We start from the raw sequence: 15,215 nt of genomic DNA, 5'->3' as shown, positions 1-15,215 counted from the left end.
GATCGCTACACTGATATTGCGCAGTCGCTACGCGAACATTGTCTAGCAGGTGGCTGAGTGTATTTATAGGACTGGTGTCATTGGGGTAAATTGTATCAAATAAGTGCCAAAATGTCCTTGTATCTATGTATATCTACGATAAATGCTCGAACAAAGATGAATAAATGATTAATATAGACACATACAAACCCACAATGAAGACTTGCCATTATGTCAAATTCTCTCGATAGCAGCTCACTACATACGATCTCGCCGACTGACTACGCAAAATTCGACCCCAGTACCATTCATCAAAGGCTCAATACATCATTGAGTCGTCCACAGCTCAATACCGATGGCAGTATCCGTCATTTTTTGGGTGTAGAAGGCCTCAATAAACAGCAATTGCAGGCGATTATCGCAAAAGCAGAAACGTTTTTTGATAAAAACGGACAATTAATCAATCGGCCTGAGCTTGAAGGCTATACGGTGATGAACTTGTTTTTTGAGCCGTCAACGCGTACACGTACGACGTTTGAAGTGGCCGAAAAACGCCTGGGTGCCAATGTACTGAATATCGATATCGAGCGCTCTAGCGCTAAAAAGGGCGAAAGTCTACGCGATACACTGTGGAATCTGCAAGCCATGACAGCAGATATCTTTGTGGTGCGTCATTCAGCATCAGGCGCTGCGCATTTTATGGCGACAGAAGTGACGCCTAATATTGCCATTATCAACGGCGGTGATGGCTGGCATGCACATCCGACGCAAGGCATGCTCGACATGTTGACCATTCATCGTGAAGCGCCGCGTCCTTTTGAAGAGTTATCAGTGGCTATCGTGGGTGATATTAAGCACTCACGGGTGGCACGCTCTGATATCAATGCGCTACAAACCTTAGGGGTCAAAGACATCCGTGTCTGTGCACCGCGCACTCTATTACCTAAAGGCATTGAGCGTTATGGTGTGCGAGTTTATGAAAATATGAATGAGTGTGTCACGGACTGCGATGTCATCATGGGATTAAGAATTCAAAACGAGCGTATCGGCTCGCCATTGCTAGCGTCATCGAGTGAATACTACAAGCACTATGGTATTACGCCAGAACGCGTGGCACTTGCAAAGCCTGACGCATTGGTTATGCATCCAGGACCGATGAACCGCGGAGTTGAGATTGCTTCGAGCGTGGCTGATGGTGCGCAGTCTGTCATCTTAAAGCAGGTAAATAACGGTATTGCCATTCGTATGGCTGTACTGTCTCTTGCGATGGAAGGGCAACGCGCTCATCAAGCTGCTGGTAATTAACCTGTCGCCACGCTGTTTTATTCTTCATTATTTCATTTTATTGATACGGTAATAACGCTCATGTCTAATACGATAAACACTGATGCACCGATATTTGACCATCTTCCTAAAGCCATTAAAAATACATTGCCAACCGCAGTAACAGATAAACTGGAGTCGCTTGAAGCAGGACATGAAATGTGGCTGCTACCACCGCTGGTTGATTTGTGCGCACGCCTACGTGAACCAGGCCAACAGCAGCATGGTACGTTGGAGTCAGAAGGACTCGCTGCTCGTGGCAATGGTTTTTTGCATGTGGTGATTCCACCTGATACCAATCCTATTCTAGAAAACGGCTCACTACTCAAGGGGTTGCGTGAGCGCGCGCTTGATGATGGTGGTATCTACTTACATGTATTGGGTGCGTTGACCGCTGGGTTAGAAGGAGAGCGTCCTTCAAATATTGCGGGATTGAAAAAAGGTGGCTGTATTGCAGTATCTAACGCTCGTAGACCTTTTCGCAATGATTTGGTCTTATTGCGTACATTAGAGTACGCAGCAACTTTTGGTATGAAAGTATTCTTTTATCCTGATGAGCCAAGTCTGTCTGGCGATGGAGTAGCGCATGAAGGCTATATCGCTTCTTATCATGGGCTGCAAGGCATTCCATGGATTGCGGAAACGGTCGCCTTATCTACTCAGCTACTGATGGTCGAAGAAACAGGTATCGCGGCTCACTTCAGCCAGTTGTCTTGCAAGTCGTCAATCGAATTGATGCGCTGGGCAAAAGATAAAGGTCTACCAGTGACTTGTGATGTAGCGATGCATCAACTGTACTTAACCGATGATAATTTAGAGGGCTTTAATGCCCAAGCCTATGTGTTACCGCCACTGCGTAGTAATACTGATCAACAGGCTATTCGTCGTGGATTGAAAGACGGTACCATTGATGCGATCTGTAGCCATCATGAACCACTAAACAGTACGGCCAAAAAAGCACCGTTTGCTGAGAGTACCCCAGGTATTTCAAACTTCGATACCTTTATGGCGCTGGCATGTCAGCTAGTACATGATGACGTGTTAACTTTAGAGCAACTCGTCGATAAAATCTGCCTTAATCCTGCAAAAATCGCTGGTATTGGTGAGCAGTATGAAAGCATCGGCGGTGCGGTATTGGTCGATCCTAATCTAGAGTGGCAGGTGACAGCGCAATCTATGCTATCAAACGGTAAGAACACACCGTTTTTTAATCAGCAATTGCAAGGTCGCGTTGTGGAGACATTCTTTGGCTAATTTGCCCCGACAGAATGACAGTCCGACACCATCTGAAGAAGATAATGCTACGGCCTTAATTAGCCGGAAACAAAAGCCACGAAGCACTGCTAGTGAATCTATCAAAGCAGTGGCAATCTATGAGATGGTAAAAGGATTGGGTGCATTGCTCGGTGCTGTTGCGTTATGGTCATGGCATACCAATCTTGCGCGTTGGCTGACGACGGCAACAGCTTCTTGGCAACATAGCTTTGGTCATCTGTTTGCACCGCAATTTGATAGTGTGATACGGATTGCCCAACAGGCCAGCAAAAACTGGCCATTGTTTTTATTATTGATTTTTGCCTATGCCAGTCTGCGCTTTCTTGAAGCATATGGCCTATGGCAAGACAGAACATGGGCGTATTGGTTTGGTGTGCTTGGCTATGGGATATTTATCCCTATTGAGATTTACTATTTAATTGCCCGCCCATTTGACTGGTTTAAATTGGGCATATTGATCTTAAATATTCTCATCGTCATTGTGGTTTATCGTAATATGAAACGAAAAGGTCTGATATAAAAACGTACGACAAAATATATAGGTATAAAAAAGGCCAGCATAAGACGTCTTCTTATGCTGGCCTTTGTATTACTGAATTCATTTACCATTTATGTTTCTGTGGCATTCGTACGAATGCTTTTCGCCACCTTGCCAACGCTCAAGCCTTGTACCAGTATAGAGAATATGACGACAGCATAAGTAAGTGCCAATAATATATCACGCTCAGTGCCCATAGGTAGTTGCAATACCAGAGCAACGGAGATACCACCACGCAATCCGCCCCATGTCAGTACTTTCCATGCGCCAGTTGGCAAATCAAGTTGGTGACTCAAGGTCTTAGTGGTCATACCCACGACAATAAATCGAGCAAGCAGGGCAATTGCAATCGTTAAGCCAGCGGCGATAAATAAGTTGCCTGAGTAAGCAATCATGACCACTTCTAGACCAATCAGCACGAATAAAATGGCGTTTAAAATTTCATCGATTAATTCCCAAAATAAATCAATGTAATGACGAGTCTTATCGCTCATTGCTAATGCTCGCCCGCGATTACCAACCATTAGTCCCATCATTACCATCGCGAGTGGTCCTGATAAATGCCAATGGCTGGCCAATGCATAACCACCGATTACACCTGCAAGCGTTAACAACACTTCCTCTTGGTAGCTGTCGATGCTTTTGAGCATATAATACAAAATTGCCCCAAGTACCAAACCAAAGACAATGCCGCCACCTGCTTCCACCGCTAAGGTATGCGCCACATAATTGGCCGTTGGAATGTTACCGCTCGATAAAATACCAAGTAGCAGTACAAAGATAACCACGCCGATACCATCATTGAATAATGACTCGCCGGCAATGACCGTTTCGATGCTCTTTGGGGCGCCCGCCGATGAGAGAATACCCATCACCGCAATTGGGTCAGTCGGTGATATTAACGCACCAAATAATAGGCACCACAGAAATGGCAAGCCAAAACCGAGCAGCGGCAACATAAAGTACAGGGCAGTGGCAATAAGCATCGCCGATACGATAGTGCCAATACAGGCAAGAATACCAATGGGCAGTTTATAGCGTTTTAAGTCGCTAATATTGACGTGTAAAGCACCTGCGAATAAAAGCATAGAGAGCATGCCGTCTAATAATACTTCGGTAAAATCGAGCTGTGCTAATAAGCTTACTTCGTAATCAATAAGCTGATCAAAGCCCAAAAATCCTAAAAATATGGCGGCAATAGATAGTAATATGGAGATGACCATCACGCCAATCGTCGTCGGCAGACCAATAAAGCGATGATTAATGTAGGTTAATAAGGCCGTGATAGATAAAAATATCGCGCTGATTTCAAGTACGGTCAGGCTGCTTGTGGGGGCCATGAATAAGGTCTCAAATAATGATGAAAAATATTCTTAAGCTGAGTGCTGATAAGAATTAAATGGTTTTGATTGTAGTTATATTCTCGCTTTGGCACTAGCGATGGATATCAAGTTTATAGGTTGTGATACGATTATCTTGATTGTAAGGCTTCACGGATATGAGCATCAAACTCACTCACGTAGTCGAAATATCGATGCTGAGCATCATTGCTAAGAATAAATTGCTTGGCTTGCTTGGACATGGCGATTAAATCATCGGTTAATTCTTGATAATTTAGGTTTTCTTCGCCTGCACGCTCAATTAATGTCAGTTCATGCAATAGTGTCTGCTGCTGTGCACTATTAACTCGGGCATAATTGAGATTGACGATTGCCTGACATAGTGCTTTTAATACCATCAAATCAGCGGCTGCATAACGACGTATTTCGCCAAGTGAGGTATTAATAAAGTCAGAAATCTTTGGCGTATGAGTGACCACGGCTAATATAGCCAGTCGTTGCTGCTTAACTTTGGTGTTTGATGCATCATCATTTGGTGCTGGTGTATAAAAATGATAGGGGCTGGGCGGTTGACAGCGCATCATAATACTCAAGCAGCTCGTCAGTGACTGTACACAGTTGACCGCTGTCTTTGGGTCATTGATACCAGGAGACAATGCACGCACAGCGATTTCAGTCATTTGTCCTAAGCTATAAGCAATATCATTAGAATGCACCAGTCGCTGTTCGATACGGATACAGTTTGCAAAGCGTTGCCAAAAAACACCATCAGGTGTGCGTGGTACAACGGCCAACTGCGGTGTTGATGTTTTCTGTCGGTTGTTTGGGTGCTCTGTTGGACGCTGGTAAAAATAACCAATGACGTTTCTATCAGTCACATATTCGCCCAGATTGACATGCACCTGTATCACGCCACCATAATCTTGTGTCAGAGTAATCAGCGACTCAAGGTAAATCTGTTGGATATAACCTGAGCGTGGCGGATAGATAGGCATTGATGACCATTTGTGAAACTGTTCGACATCATGATGCTCAATATCACGCTGATGTTGAATGTCACAATGACTGCTATACCAATAGTGAATATTATGAATGGCATCGTTACTCGCATTCTGAATGACATGTGAGGCTTGGATGGCATGTACCATATGCTGTACGAAGTACACGAGCAGCAGCGCACAGATAATGGCCATGATAATAGCAAAGGTCACAGCCAGCTGGGGTACACCAAAAGCGACATCGTATTTATGGATAGATTTTAATACCAGCAGGCTATAGCTAAAGGTACCAATGAACGCGCCCAGTACCAGCTGATTGGGTGTGTCTGTCAAAAAATTGCGTAACAATCGTGGCCCAAATTGTGAGGAGGCCATCGACAGTACGGCAATTGTAATTGAAAAGGTCGTGCCAGCGACCCCTAATACAGCCCCTGCTATCGCGGTCATAATAGCGCGCGCCGCATCATCGTCACCTGTAAAGGCAAAGGTAATCTCTCTGACAGTTGCACGGTCAAAGTGCTGATCAATCGTCACCAATAAAGGCGCAAGTAATATACCGATGATGACGCAAGCCGTTGGGATAAACCAATAAGAGCCAATCAGCTGTTGCCACAAGTTTCGCAGGCGATCGGGCAGATCAGTTAGAGTCTGCAACGACCATAACTGGGCAAACTGTTTTAACTTATTTTGGCTTATATCAAGTGTACGTATCCATAAGCTGTTTTTATCATCTTTATTCACTGTCATCAGCTTTGAGGTATCCAAAAATCATCATATTAAGTTACAGCGTTATGGGTCTTTATAACTTTCAGATAGGGCTTTGACTATTGTCTTAGAACTATCATGTTAGCAGTGGCGCCTTAGTGTTTTCTATCTTGGTTAATTTACTTTGGGATTATCCGCTTCAGTAATGATATCGCCCTTACTATTGGCCTGAGTTTGTTCCTTGTCATCAATCATATCTTGAGGAATAAGGATTTCATTATTATGATCATCAAACTCTATATTGCTGTCTTTGTCATAAGACATGGGCTCAAAGTACGGTGTTTCTTTATGTGAGTCATCATTTGCCAATGGTTCCCTCGTCGGCGCCGAGGTTCTTCTAAATAAATGGGCATCATTATTTTTATGGTTACCGTTTTTGTCAGAAGTGGCTTTTTTACGTGGCTCAGTATTGGTAAATATAGTGCTTAATGGTAGATTTAGTTGTTGTTTGGCATAAGCTTCCGTATGCTCAAAACGCTCTATCAGTAGCCTAATCCAGGGTGTTTGGTCTTCTATTCTTACTTCATCGAACTCATCTTTGATGGGTAATGGATAAGGTAGGGTGCGATAAAAATCCCATAACGTCATTTTGCTCAAATCTCTTTTGAGTACATAGTCGTCATCATCGGTCATGGTGATGAGGTTGCTGTCTTGTAAATAGTTAATATATGTATACCATTTTGGCAGCTCTTTGCGTCCTAGCATGTTACGAAGCGCTTGTTCGCTGACGGCCTCACCTTTTAAATGGTGCGTATATACTAAGTTAAGCATGTCTAGCAAGCTCAGTAATGGATGGCGTGGCTCCACTTCTTCGGTCCCAAAGATGGTCAGGGTATAACTAATTTCAACGCCTAATAGAATCAAATTCCATGATAAATAAATCCATAGCAAAAATATTGGTAATGCTGCAAAGGCTCCGTAAATAGCTTCATAGCTGGTAAAGTTTGCCATCACGCTACCGAAAAGGTGCTTCATTAACTCAAAGACGACCGCCACAAACACGCCAGCGATGGCTGCATTTTTTGCTGGCACGCGTGCTTTTGGAATGAACCAGTACATACCGATGAAGCCTGAGACCGTGATACCAATCGTGACGGCTTGTATCCAGATAGACCAATCAATACCGTAACCAGCGACTTGCCGATTTAAAAAACTCATGCTTTGGATCGCACTTGAGGCGATAAAAGCCGTGCCCAATACCAATGGCCCTAAGGTAACCATGGTCCAGTAGCGCAGCATGCTTTTTATGCCGCCAGACCGGTTTTCTACCCGCCATATTTGGTTAAAAGCACGCTCAATGGTTGTTAGTGTCATAATCGTTGTAAAAAACAGCACCATCGCACCAATAATGGTCAGGTTGGATGATTTTTCAGCGAAGTTGTTGATGTACTCACTAACCTGCATGCTAGATTGCGGTAGTAAGTTGTTATAAATCACTTCATATATTTGTGCTCTGACCGACGAAAGTGCTGGTACTGAAGACAAAATCATCAAGAGTACGGTCAGCATGGGTACGATTGATAGCATGGTCGTGTAGGTCAGCGAGGCGGATTTTTGCTGGCAATTGTCTTCAAAGAAATGCCGAACCAAAAATCGTAAAAACTGAAACCAGCGCTGGTGTAAAAACGGGAGTTTCTTTGATAATTTTTCCATGGCGACCATCTAGCAGGTATTAGAGTGACAATAGTGTAACAAATATAGACGGTTATCATCTGCCCTTTAATTGTGTCAAAATGCACAGTAGTAAACGCGATAGAGTGTTCTCACGACAATGTGTAACGAGGTTGTTTGCATGTCAGTGAATGACTCGGGCATAATGTGCAGATATATTGATAGTGTCAGCTGTTGTCTACATATTGCTATACTCAATCCTCTATAAATTGGATACGGCGTTAGTCTTGCTTAGTCTACTACTTGTAGTACTTTCATTCGGCTTCCTTGTATTCAAGTTATATTGAACTGACCATATAATTAACCACGTGAATGATTTAAGGAAGTGTTGCTAATGAGTCAGACTGCCCCTTATGTATTGGTACTCTATTATTCTAATCATGGTACAACCAAGACATTGGCATACGCTATCGCGCAAGGCATCGAAGACGCTGGCATGACGGCACGTATTCGTACGGTACCAACGGTTGCTCCTGAGACGACATCGAGCAAGCCTGCAATACCTGATGAAGGTGACCTGTATGGCACCATGGAAGATCTCAAAAACTGCAGCGGTCTGGCGCTCGGTAGCCCAACGCACTTTGGCAATATGGCCGCACCCATGAAATACTTTTGGGACAATACAGTGACATTATGGCTGGCAGGTAATTTGCAAAACAAACCTGCATCCGTATTTACAGCAACGGGTTCGATGCATGGTGGTCAAGAGACGACATTGCTGACGATGATGTTGCCATTGATGCATCACGGTATGATTATCGTTGGGGTGCCTTATGCGGAGCCTGCGTTAAATCGTACTCAACGTGGTGGCTCACCTTATGGTGCTAGCCATGTCAGTGGGGCATCACATGATCAGCCTATCTCACCTGATGAGCGTGAGCTAGGTATCGCCCAAGGTCGTCGTTTGGCTATCAGTGCTATGGCATTGGCTCAAGCTAACTGGAGTCGCTAAGCGGCCTTTGTATCGTTGAGCCTACAATAATCATTGAGCCTAAAATGCGACAGCGTCATTAACGCTATTAATGAGGAAGTAAATATATCTAATGGCTACAAACCGCTCCGATAGTGAGATGAATGCTGCACCACCAGTAAAGAAAACTGGTAAGCCTGCCAAAGTGAATAAACCTATTGCGCCTATCCGTCAGCGTTTGCTGGTGACGTGGTTGATTTGGCTGGTCTATAGATTGCTTGGACTGCCTATTTTTATCAATGTATTCAATCCAAGTAGTCCTGATATCGTCGGCGGTGTCGCATGGCAAATGTTGTGGCTAGTACCAGCCTTCATTCTGACACCATCGATACTGCGTGGACGCTCGCCTTATGCGTTATTAATCAGCAGTATGTTTATACTCGTGTATTTAGGTGCGAGTGGCGTGGTATTGTTTACGCGGGTTTATGGCAGTAGTTGGGCAGAGATAGTTGTCTATCTACTGGATTTTTTACTATTGCTGCTTATCAATGTATGGTTGTTTATTTTACTGAAACGTCTGCCTTCAATGAATAATGTCGTTAAGAAACCTCGTCATTAATCCAGTTTGTTTAATGCTTAACTTGCCTCATGCTTAATAAGTAATGCATACCAAGCGATGTTTATCAGTATAAAACTAAAAAAAAGCGGCGCTCTATATTAGAGTGCCGCTTTTTTCATCTTTTTCCAGTGGTTCAATAAATAGTTTAGTTAACCTTGGTTAATTCTAAATCCATTTTTTTACCATCATTAATCTGACTTACTTTAACTGGTAGGTAGTCTAAGCTTGGTGCTAACCAAAAGCTAGTAGAGCGGCTATCGTCATCATGGACGCGGTCGACACGTACTGTATCAAAGGTACCTGCTGGCACAGTTATTTTGGTGTTGCCAGATTTCTTAAACGGGGTCTTTTCGATTTTGTCCTTCTTTGCCATGTAGTAGTTGCCAGAGAATTTACCGTTCAATAGATCCTGACGAATCTGTACTTCGAGGCTTAAGTCATCAAAGGCTTGTTGCGACATGGTCATCGTTGTTGATTTGCCTCGATAGTTACTTACGACCTTTTTGCTACTTGGATTAAAATCTAGTTTGTGTGTGCGACCAACGCCCAAAAGCTTATAAGTCATGCTGGCTTGTGTTGGCGTGACATTATTGCCATTGATGGTAAATGTACTATTTTGCGAGGCACTAGCGACACCTGCAACTCGTGCATTGACATTGTATTTCCAAGTATCACCTGACTTGTTTAAGGTGCGAGTAGCGGTGCCTTTATATTTGTCTTCGACCGTAAAGCTATAGTTAGCGCTTGATGCTTGGATGGTCTTTGCACTAGCGATGGTAGGTGCAGTCATACTTAATGCTCCGATAGCAGCAATACTGGCGCCTGATGTTAAGGCGGTCAAAACTTTTGACTTACTACGTTTTGTGTTATTAGAATTTTTATTCGATGATGAAAAAATCATAGATGTTCCTTAAGTAATATAGTGTTGGTATATCAGATTCTATCTACCACTATTATTGTATTTACAAGCACTATAATGGTCATACTTGGTTACATTTTCAAGAGTATTTGCTGTCTATGGTGTGTTGCTCTTGTAGTCAATGTTGCTAAAAAAACACCCTGGCTAAGAAGAAATAATAGGCGATTAGTACAACAGTTTGAGATCACGACAGCACTAAGCGGCTCCATGAGATAATTCTTGTAAAATTTTAGGCTTTACACTTGAAGCGAACACACGTTGCCCCCACTTTTTGATACAAGCTTAATGCTTATCTTCGGAATATTGCTTTTGAGTAGTAGAGCTTGTAGATACTGGCATTAAGACTATTAATTCAAATAAACCCTTAATTTTAATAATCAACTTTTGGAGTCATATCGATGAACATTCGTCCTTTACATGACCGTATTGTCGTCCGCCGCATAGAAGAAGAAACAAAAACGGCTGGTGGCATCTTGCTTCCTGGTTCAGCTCAAGAAAAACCTTCACAGGGTGAAGTATTAGCTACGGGTAACGGTCAGATTCGTGACAACGGCGAAACTCGCGCGTTAGACGTAAAAGCTGGCGACAAAGTTTTGTTCGGTCAATATGCTGGTCAAACGGTAAAAGTTGACGGCGAAGAACTGCTTATTATGAAAGAATCTGATGTATTGGGTGTGCTAGAAGGCTAATTGCTCACGAGGCCTGTTGGCTGAGTCAGTTATTAGCGAAGCGCATTTATAACCATACTATCGAATCATTCAACCGTATTCTCATACTTATAATAGTGGAGTAATTTAACATGGCAAAAGACGTAAAATTCGGCATTGATGCCCGTAAACAAATGATGGACGGCGTAAACGTTCTAGCAAACGCAGTAAAAGTAACCTTAGGCCCTAAAGGTCGTAACGTTGTTATCGATAAATCATTTGGCGCACCTACCATCACTAAAGATGGTGTTTCAGTTGCCAAAGAAATCGAACTAGAAAACAAGTTTGAAAACATGGGCGCACAGCTAGTACGTGAAGTTGCTAGCCGTACCAACGATGTCGCTGGTGATGGTACAACCACTGCGACGGTATTGGCTCAGTCAATCTTGCAAGAAGGCATGAAGTCAGTGGCTGCTGGCATGAACCCAATGGATCTTAAACGCGGTATCGATAAAGCGGTACGTGCTGCTGTTGAGCAAATCCATTTGTTGTCTACACCAGCTGACGACGAAAAAGCTATTGCACAAGTAGGCTCTATCTCTGCTAACTCAGACACCAAAATCGGTGAGTTGATTTCGCAAGCGATGCAAAAAGTCGGTAAGCAAGGCGTTATTACGGTTGAAGAAGGTTCAAGCTTCGAAGATACCTTGGAAGTTGTAGAAGGTATGCAGTTTGACCGTGGTTATATCAGCCCGTACTTCGCGAACAAGCAAGACAGCTTAACGGCTGAGTTTGAAAACCCATATATCTTGCTAGTTGACAAAAAAATAAGCAATATCCGCGAAATCGTGCCATTACTTGAGCAAGTAATGCAGCAAAGCAAACCATTGCTTATCATCGCTGAAGATGTAGAAAACGAAGCGCTAGCGACTTTGGTTGTTAACAACATGCGTGGCGGCTTGAAAACTTGTGCGGTTAAAGCACCAGGTTTCGGTGATCGTCGTAAAGCAATGCTAGAAGATATCGCGACGTTAACTGGCGGTACGGTTATCTCTGAAGAGATTGGTCTAAGCTTAGAGACTGCTACTCTTGAGCAACTGGGTACTGCTAAGAAAGTGACTGTTGGTAAAGAAAACACGGTAATCGTTGATGGTGCTGGTAACAAAGCTGATATCGAAAACCGTGTTGAGTCTATCAATCGTCAAATCGAAGAGTCTACTTCTGACTATGACAAAGAAAAGCTACAAGAGCGTGTTGCAAAACTAGCTGGCGGCGTAGCAGTGATCAAAGTCGGCGCAGCGACCGAAACTGAAATGAAAGAGAAGAAAGACCGTGTTGACGATGCGCTACATGCGACTCGTGCAGCGGTTGAAGAAGGTGTGGTACCTGGTGGTGGTGTTGCGTTAGTACGTGCTATGAACGCATTGTCTGAACTAACAGGCGATAACGATGACCAAAACGCTGGTATCAATATCTTACGTCGTGCGATGGAAGCACCACTACGTCAAATCGTAACCAACGCAGGTGAAGAAGCGTCAGTTGTGGTAAATGAAGTGAAAAGCGGTAGCGGTAACTATGGTTACAATGCTGCTTCTGGTGAATACGGCGATATGATCGAGATGGGTATTCTTGACCCAGCTAAAGTAGCACGTTCAGCACTAGAAAATGCTGCATCTGTTGCAGGCCTAATGCTTACCACTGAAGTTATGATTACTGACTTACCGCAAGGTGATGACGGTATGGCTGGCATGGGTGCTGGCGGTGGAATGGGCGGTATGGGTGGAATGGGCGGCATGATGTAATTTATGCCTCTTAACCCATACTAGCTTTAAGTAAAAAAGCCCTAACTCATTGAGTTGGGGCTTTTTTTTATCAACATATTAAGCTATTCAAAGTTATTACCGACTTAACTTGCTCCTTTTAAGCGCTAAGTTTTTCATCATGTTTATTTCAATCAGTCGTAAAAATATCGGTAGAAATAAGCACTAAATTGTATATAAGTTTAAAAATAATTTAAATTTTCTATTAACTAATTATTAAGCTATAGTTGTTATAGCGGTAAAATTCGCTAATAGGGATATAAACTATGGGAAATGATATAGCCTAAAAGGAATTCAAAAATGAAAAGTTTATCAATTGCGATAGCAGCGTCAGTCTTGATGTTAGCTTCTGCTAATAGTTCAGCTGATTCGAGTTTAGATAGATTTAAAATTCAAAAACCGATGGAGATGTCTAGCGTTGCCCAGTCTAAAATTATGCAATTATCATTTGACAATAAAGAGCGTAATGGTGGTGAAAAAGCAATTTATGAAAAAGTCATGAGAGGTGCTAAGGCAAATGGCTTTGAGCTTAAAGATGAAGAAGCAATGAAAATAGCACACATTGTTAACAGCGCTTTAGATAATCAGCCACCTGAGGCGGCTTCTATCAATATAAAAGTCACGTTAAAAATTTATTTAAAAAGACCTTTGAGGTTAGAGCTTGAGGTTGAAATAACACCTTAAGTGCTGTAACTAAGAAATACCATAGCACTACTTAACTGAAGATTATTAAGCCGCCGCGGGTTTGCTTGCGCCGGCTTTAACTCTGTAATGAATAAAAAAATTCTATGGTATTGATTTAAAGTAAGCCAAAATCTTACTACTGATTTACACTATCCCGTCTAAACGTCCACGTCTTATCATCAGAAGCGGCTGCGCAATAATAATATCCCGCTAGATCAAACTGCTTTAGCTGCTCTGCATTGGTCAGCTTATTATCTGCTGCATACTTCACCATCAGTCCGCGTGCTTTTTTTGCATAGAAGCTAATCACTTTATATTGACCATTTTTTTCATCTTCAAATCGTGGTGTGATGATGTCAGCATTTAATGCTTTTTTCTTTACAGACTTAAAGTATTCATTAGAAGCGAGATTAATCAATGTTTTATCGTCGCTATCAGCCATCCGCGCATTGATAACCTCAGTCACTTCCTCGTCCCAAAACTCATATAAGTTATTACCGCGCTCATTTTTCAGTTTGGTGCCCATCTCTAAGCGATATGGTTGGATTAAATCTAAAGGTTTTAACACACCATAAAGCCCTGACAAAATGCCTAAGTGTTCATTGACGTAGATAGTCGTATCTTTATCCATGTGATACATATCAAGACCAGTATAAACGTCGCCATCGAATAGGTAACCAGCAGGTTTTGCCGCATCAGTAGTATCAGTAAATGGTTGTTCTTTACTCCAGTGCCATTGCTGATTGCGCGCCGCATTAAGCTGTGCCAAATCATTAGAAATACTCATCAGCTCTTGCAAGTCGATCGGTTCTTTAGACTTCAGTACTTGCATCAATACTTGTGAATGTTCAATTAACTCAGGCTGACTATAATAGTTACCTAGATTTAACGGTATAGCGTCAGTTTCGTTCAGAGATTTGGCAGGGGAGAGTAAAAAATACATCGTTATTCCTTATTATAGTGAGTCATTGACGATTCAATTACCGCGTCAAACTTACCTATTATACGACACCTATCGCTTGAACTTAATCGGCTCGTTGCTTTTTTACACGATTCTAAAAGTATGAATGGTAGTTGTCATAGGGTAGATTTATTTTGAAAGTGATGATAAGAATTGCCGTTAAATGAATAAGTAGTATAGATAATTCCGAGAGTCTTATCAGCTATTTGAGGCTGTTTGTTCATTGAGATAACTGTCTATTGTAAGGGTGCAGCCTAGTGACATAGGGCTATTTTTTGCAAAGCATTAAGGGTGTTAAAAAAGTAAATTTTTTTAATATAACAATAAAAGTTATATAGATGGTACAAATAATTAACTTTTTATTTACTTATGGGTCATCATTAAACAATGAAAGTTGGTGGACGATATACCTATAATAAAAAGGCATGATGGTAAATCAGCTATCATTTATTAAATTGATAATCTTTAGTCATAAAGTTGCATAAACCATGACATAAGGTTTTTTGTCCCCTGTGCTTTTTAGACGTGCGTTGAGGGTATTAAAGGTATTTATTTGACATAAGTAAGGAGACGGTATGAAAATCGGTGTAATCAGTGCAGATAGCGCGAGCGAGAGCCGCGTAGCGATAACCCCAGACGCAGTAAAAAAATTGCGTAAACTTGGGTTTGAAGTTGTCATCCAGTCAAATGCAGGTCAAGCAGCGTACTACGCTGATGAGTTGTATCAAGCTGCCGGTGCCGACATTGCCAGTAGCAGCACCGAGGT

General features: G+C 42.4%; 13 protein-coding genes and 1 pseudogene. 9 read left to right on the top strand and 5 right to left on the bottom strand.

The features are described 5' to 3' along the window. Window positions 1–210 precede the first annotated feature (210 nt). The 3 genes from I6E61_RS12495 (at window position 211) to I6E61_RS12485 (ending at window position 3,097) form a co-directional block, all read left to right on the top strand. Window positions 211–1,284 carry an aspartate carbamoyltransferase catalytic subunit gene (locus I6E61_RS12495; RefSeq protein WP_197102298.1) on the top strand — a complete coding sequence of 358 codons (1,074 nt, stop codon included), beginning with the start codon at window positions 211–213 and terminating at the stop codon, window positions 1,282–1,284. A gap of 177 nt (window positions 1,285–1,461) precedes the next feature. Then, window positions 1,462–2,556: a dihydroorotase gene (locus I6E61_RS12490; RefSeq protein ID WP_227685918.1), complete on the top strand. Its 1,095-nt coding sequence runs from the start codon at window positions 1,462–1,464 to the stop codon at window positions 2,554–2,556. Next, window positions 2,549–3,097, top strand: coding sequence for a DUF2127 domain-containing protein (locus I6E61_RS12485; protein ID WP_197135078.1), 549 nt, complete (start codon window positions 2,549–2,551; stop codon window positions 3,095–3,097). Before I6E61_RS12490 ends, I6E61_RS12485 begins: the two co-directional genes overlap by 8 nt. A gap of 89 nt (window positions 3,098–3,186) precedes the next feature. Here the strand turns inward: I6E61_RS12485 and I6E61_RS12480 are convergent, their stop codons facing one another. The 3 genes from I6E61_RS12480 to I6E61_RS12470 all read right to left on the bottom strand — a co-directional run bounded on the left by I6E61_RS12480 (window position 3,187) and on the right by I6E61_RS12470 (window position 7,871). Next, complete coding sequence (locus I6E61_RS12480) at window positions 3,187–4,455, bottom strand: sodium:proton antiporter (protein ID WP_197135077.1); 1,269 nt, start codon at window positions 4,453–4,455, stop codon at window positions 3,187–3,189. Between the two features lie 131 nt (window positions 4,456–4,586). After that, window positions 4,587–6,218, bottom strand: coding sequence for a DUF2254 domain-containing protein (locus I6E61_RS12475; RefSeq protein ID WP_227685908.1), 1,632 nt, complete (start codon window positions 6,216–6,218; stop codon window positions 4,587–4,589). A 114-nt stretch (window positions 6,219–6,332) separates the two neighbouring features. Next, window positions 6,333–7,871 carry a YihY/virulence factor BrkB family protein gene (locus I6E61_RS12470; RefSeq protein WP_197135076.1) on the bottom strand — a complete coding sequence of 513 codons (1,539 nt, stop codon included), beginning with the start codon at window positions 7,869–7,871 and terminating at the stop codon, window positions 6,333–6,335. A gap of 352 nt (window positions 7,872–8,223) precedes the next feature. Between I6E61_RS12470 and wrbA the strand changes: the two genes are divergently transcribed. Both wrbA and I6E61_RS12460 read left to right on the top strand, forming a co-directional pair. Further along, window positions 8,224–8,841: an NAD(P)H:quinone oxidoreductase gene (gene wrbA, locus I6E61_RS12465; protein ID WP_197135075.1), complete on the top strand. Its 618-nt coding sequence runs from the start codon at window positions 8,224–8,226 to the stop codon at window positions 8,839–8,841. Between the two features lie 91 nt (window positions 8,842–8,932). After that, window positions 8,933–9,418, top strand: a complete 486-nt coding sequence (locus I6E61_RS12460; protein WP_197135074.1) for a hypothetical protein — start codon at window positions 8,933–8,935, stop codon at window positions 9,416–9,418. A gap of 145 nt (window positions 9,419–9,563) precedes the next feature. Here I6E61_RS12460 and I6E61_RS12455 read toward each other — a convergent pair whose 3' ends face one another. Beyond that, window positions 9,564–10,319, bottom strand: coding sequence for a DUF3108 domain-containing protein (locus I6E61_RS12455; protein WP_197135073.1), 756 nt, complete (start codon window positions 10,317–10,319; stop codon window positions 9,564–9,566). Window positions 10,320–10,735: 416 nt separating this feature from the next. On the opposite strand from I6E61_RS12455, the gene I6E61_RS12450 reads away from it, so the two are divergent. The 3 genes from I6E61_RS12450 (at window position 10,736) to I6E61_RS12440 (ending at window position 13,488) form a co-directional block, all read left to right on the top strand. Further along, window positions 10,736–11,026 carry a co-chaperone GroES gene (locus I6E61_RS12450; protein WP_010196840.1) on the top strand — a complete coding sequence of 97 codons (291 nt, stop codon included), beginning with the start codon at window positions 10,736–10,738 and terminating at the stop codon, window positions 11,024–11,026. A gap of 110 nt (window positions 11,027–11,136) precedes the next feature. Further along, window positions 11,137–12,786: a chaperonin GroEL gene (groL, locus tag I6E61_RS12445; RefSeq protein WP_110923978.1), complete on the top strand. Its 1,650-nt coding sequence runs from the start codon at window positions 11,137–11,139 to the stop codon at window positions 12,784–12,786. Between the two features lie 318 nt (window positions 12,787–13,104). After that, window positions 13,105–13,488 (top strand): hypothetical protein, encoded by a 384-nt coding sequence (locus I6E61_RS12440; RefSeq protein ID WP_197135072.1) that lies wholly within the window; start codon window positions 13,105–13,107, stop codon window positions 13,486–13,488. A gap of 136 nt (window positions 13,489–13,624) precedes the next feature. Here the strand turns inward: I6E61_RS12440 and yaaA are convergent, their stop codons facing one another. Further along, window positions 13,625–14,431: a peroxide stress protein YaaA gene (gene yaaA, locus I6E61_RS12435; RefSeq protein WP_197135071.1), complete on the bottom strand. Its 807-nt coding sequence runs from the start codon at window positions 14,429–14,431 to the stop codon at window positions 13,625–13,627. A 593-nt stretch (window positions 14,432–15,024) separates the two neighbouring features. Between yaaA and I6E61_RS12430 the strand changes: the two are divergent. After that, window positions 15,025–15,215, top strand: a pseudogene (locus tag I6E61_RS12430) (NAD(P)(+) transhydrogenase (Re/Si-specific) subunit alpha); the annotation flags it as partial.

This window comes from Psychrobacter sp. NZS113 (assembly GCF_015864825.1).
In the GTDB taxonomy this organism is placed as follows: domain Bacteria; phylum Pseudomonadota; class Gammaproteobacteria; order Pseudomonadales; family Moraxellaceae; genus Psychrobacter.
The sequence above is the reverse complement of the archived record's forward strand: the minus strand, read 5'-3'. Positions and strand labels throughout refer to the sequence as shown.

Bases quoted from the DNA above. Each gene is read 5' to 3' on its own strand.
- I6E61_RS12460 (WP_197135074.1), top strand. From the start codon at position 8,933: ATGGCTACAAACCGCTCCGATAGTGAGATGAATGCTGCACCACCAGTA.
- I6E61_RS12450 (WP_010196840.1), top strand. From the start codon at position 10,736: ATGAACATTCGTCCTTTACATGACCGTATTGTCGTCCGCCGCATAGAA.
- I6E61_RS12490 (WP_227685918.1), top strand. From the start codon at position 1,462: ATGTGGCTGCTACCACCGCTGGTTGATTTGTGCGCACGCCTACGTGAA.
- I6E61_RS12455 (WP_197135073.1), bottom strand. From the start codon at position 10,319: ATGATTTTTTCATCATCGAATAAAAATTCTAATAACACAAAACGTAGT.
- wrbA (WP_197135075.1), top strand. From the start codon at position 8,224: ATGAGTCAGACTGCCCCTTATGTATTGGTACTCTATTATTCTAATCAT.
- groL (WP_110923978.1), top strand. From the start codon at position 11,137: ATGGCAAAAGACGTAAAATTCGGCATTGATGCCCGTAAACAAATGATG.
- I6E61_RS12480 (WP_197135077.1), bottom strand. From the start codon at position 4,455: ATGGCCCCCACAAGCAGCCTGACCGTACTTGAAATCAGCGCGATATTT.
- I6E61_RS12440 (WP_197135072.1), top strand. From the start codon at position 13,105: ATGAAAAGTTTATCAATTGCGATAGCAGCGTCAGTCTTGATGTTAGCT.
- I6E61_RS12495 (WP_197102298.1), top strand. From the start codon at position 211: ATGTCAAATTCTCTCGATAGCAGCTCACTACATACGATCTCGCCGACT.
- yaaA (WP_197135071.1), bottom strand. From the start codon at position 14,431: ATGTATTTTTTACTCTCCCCTGCCAAATCTCTGAACGAAACTGACGCT.
- I6E61_RS12470 (WP_197135076.1), bottom strand. From the start codon at position 7,871: ATGGAAAAATTATCAAAGAAACTCCCGTTTTTACACCAGCGCTGGTTT.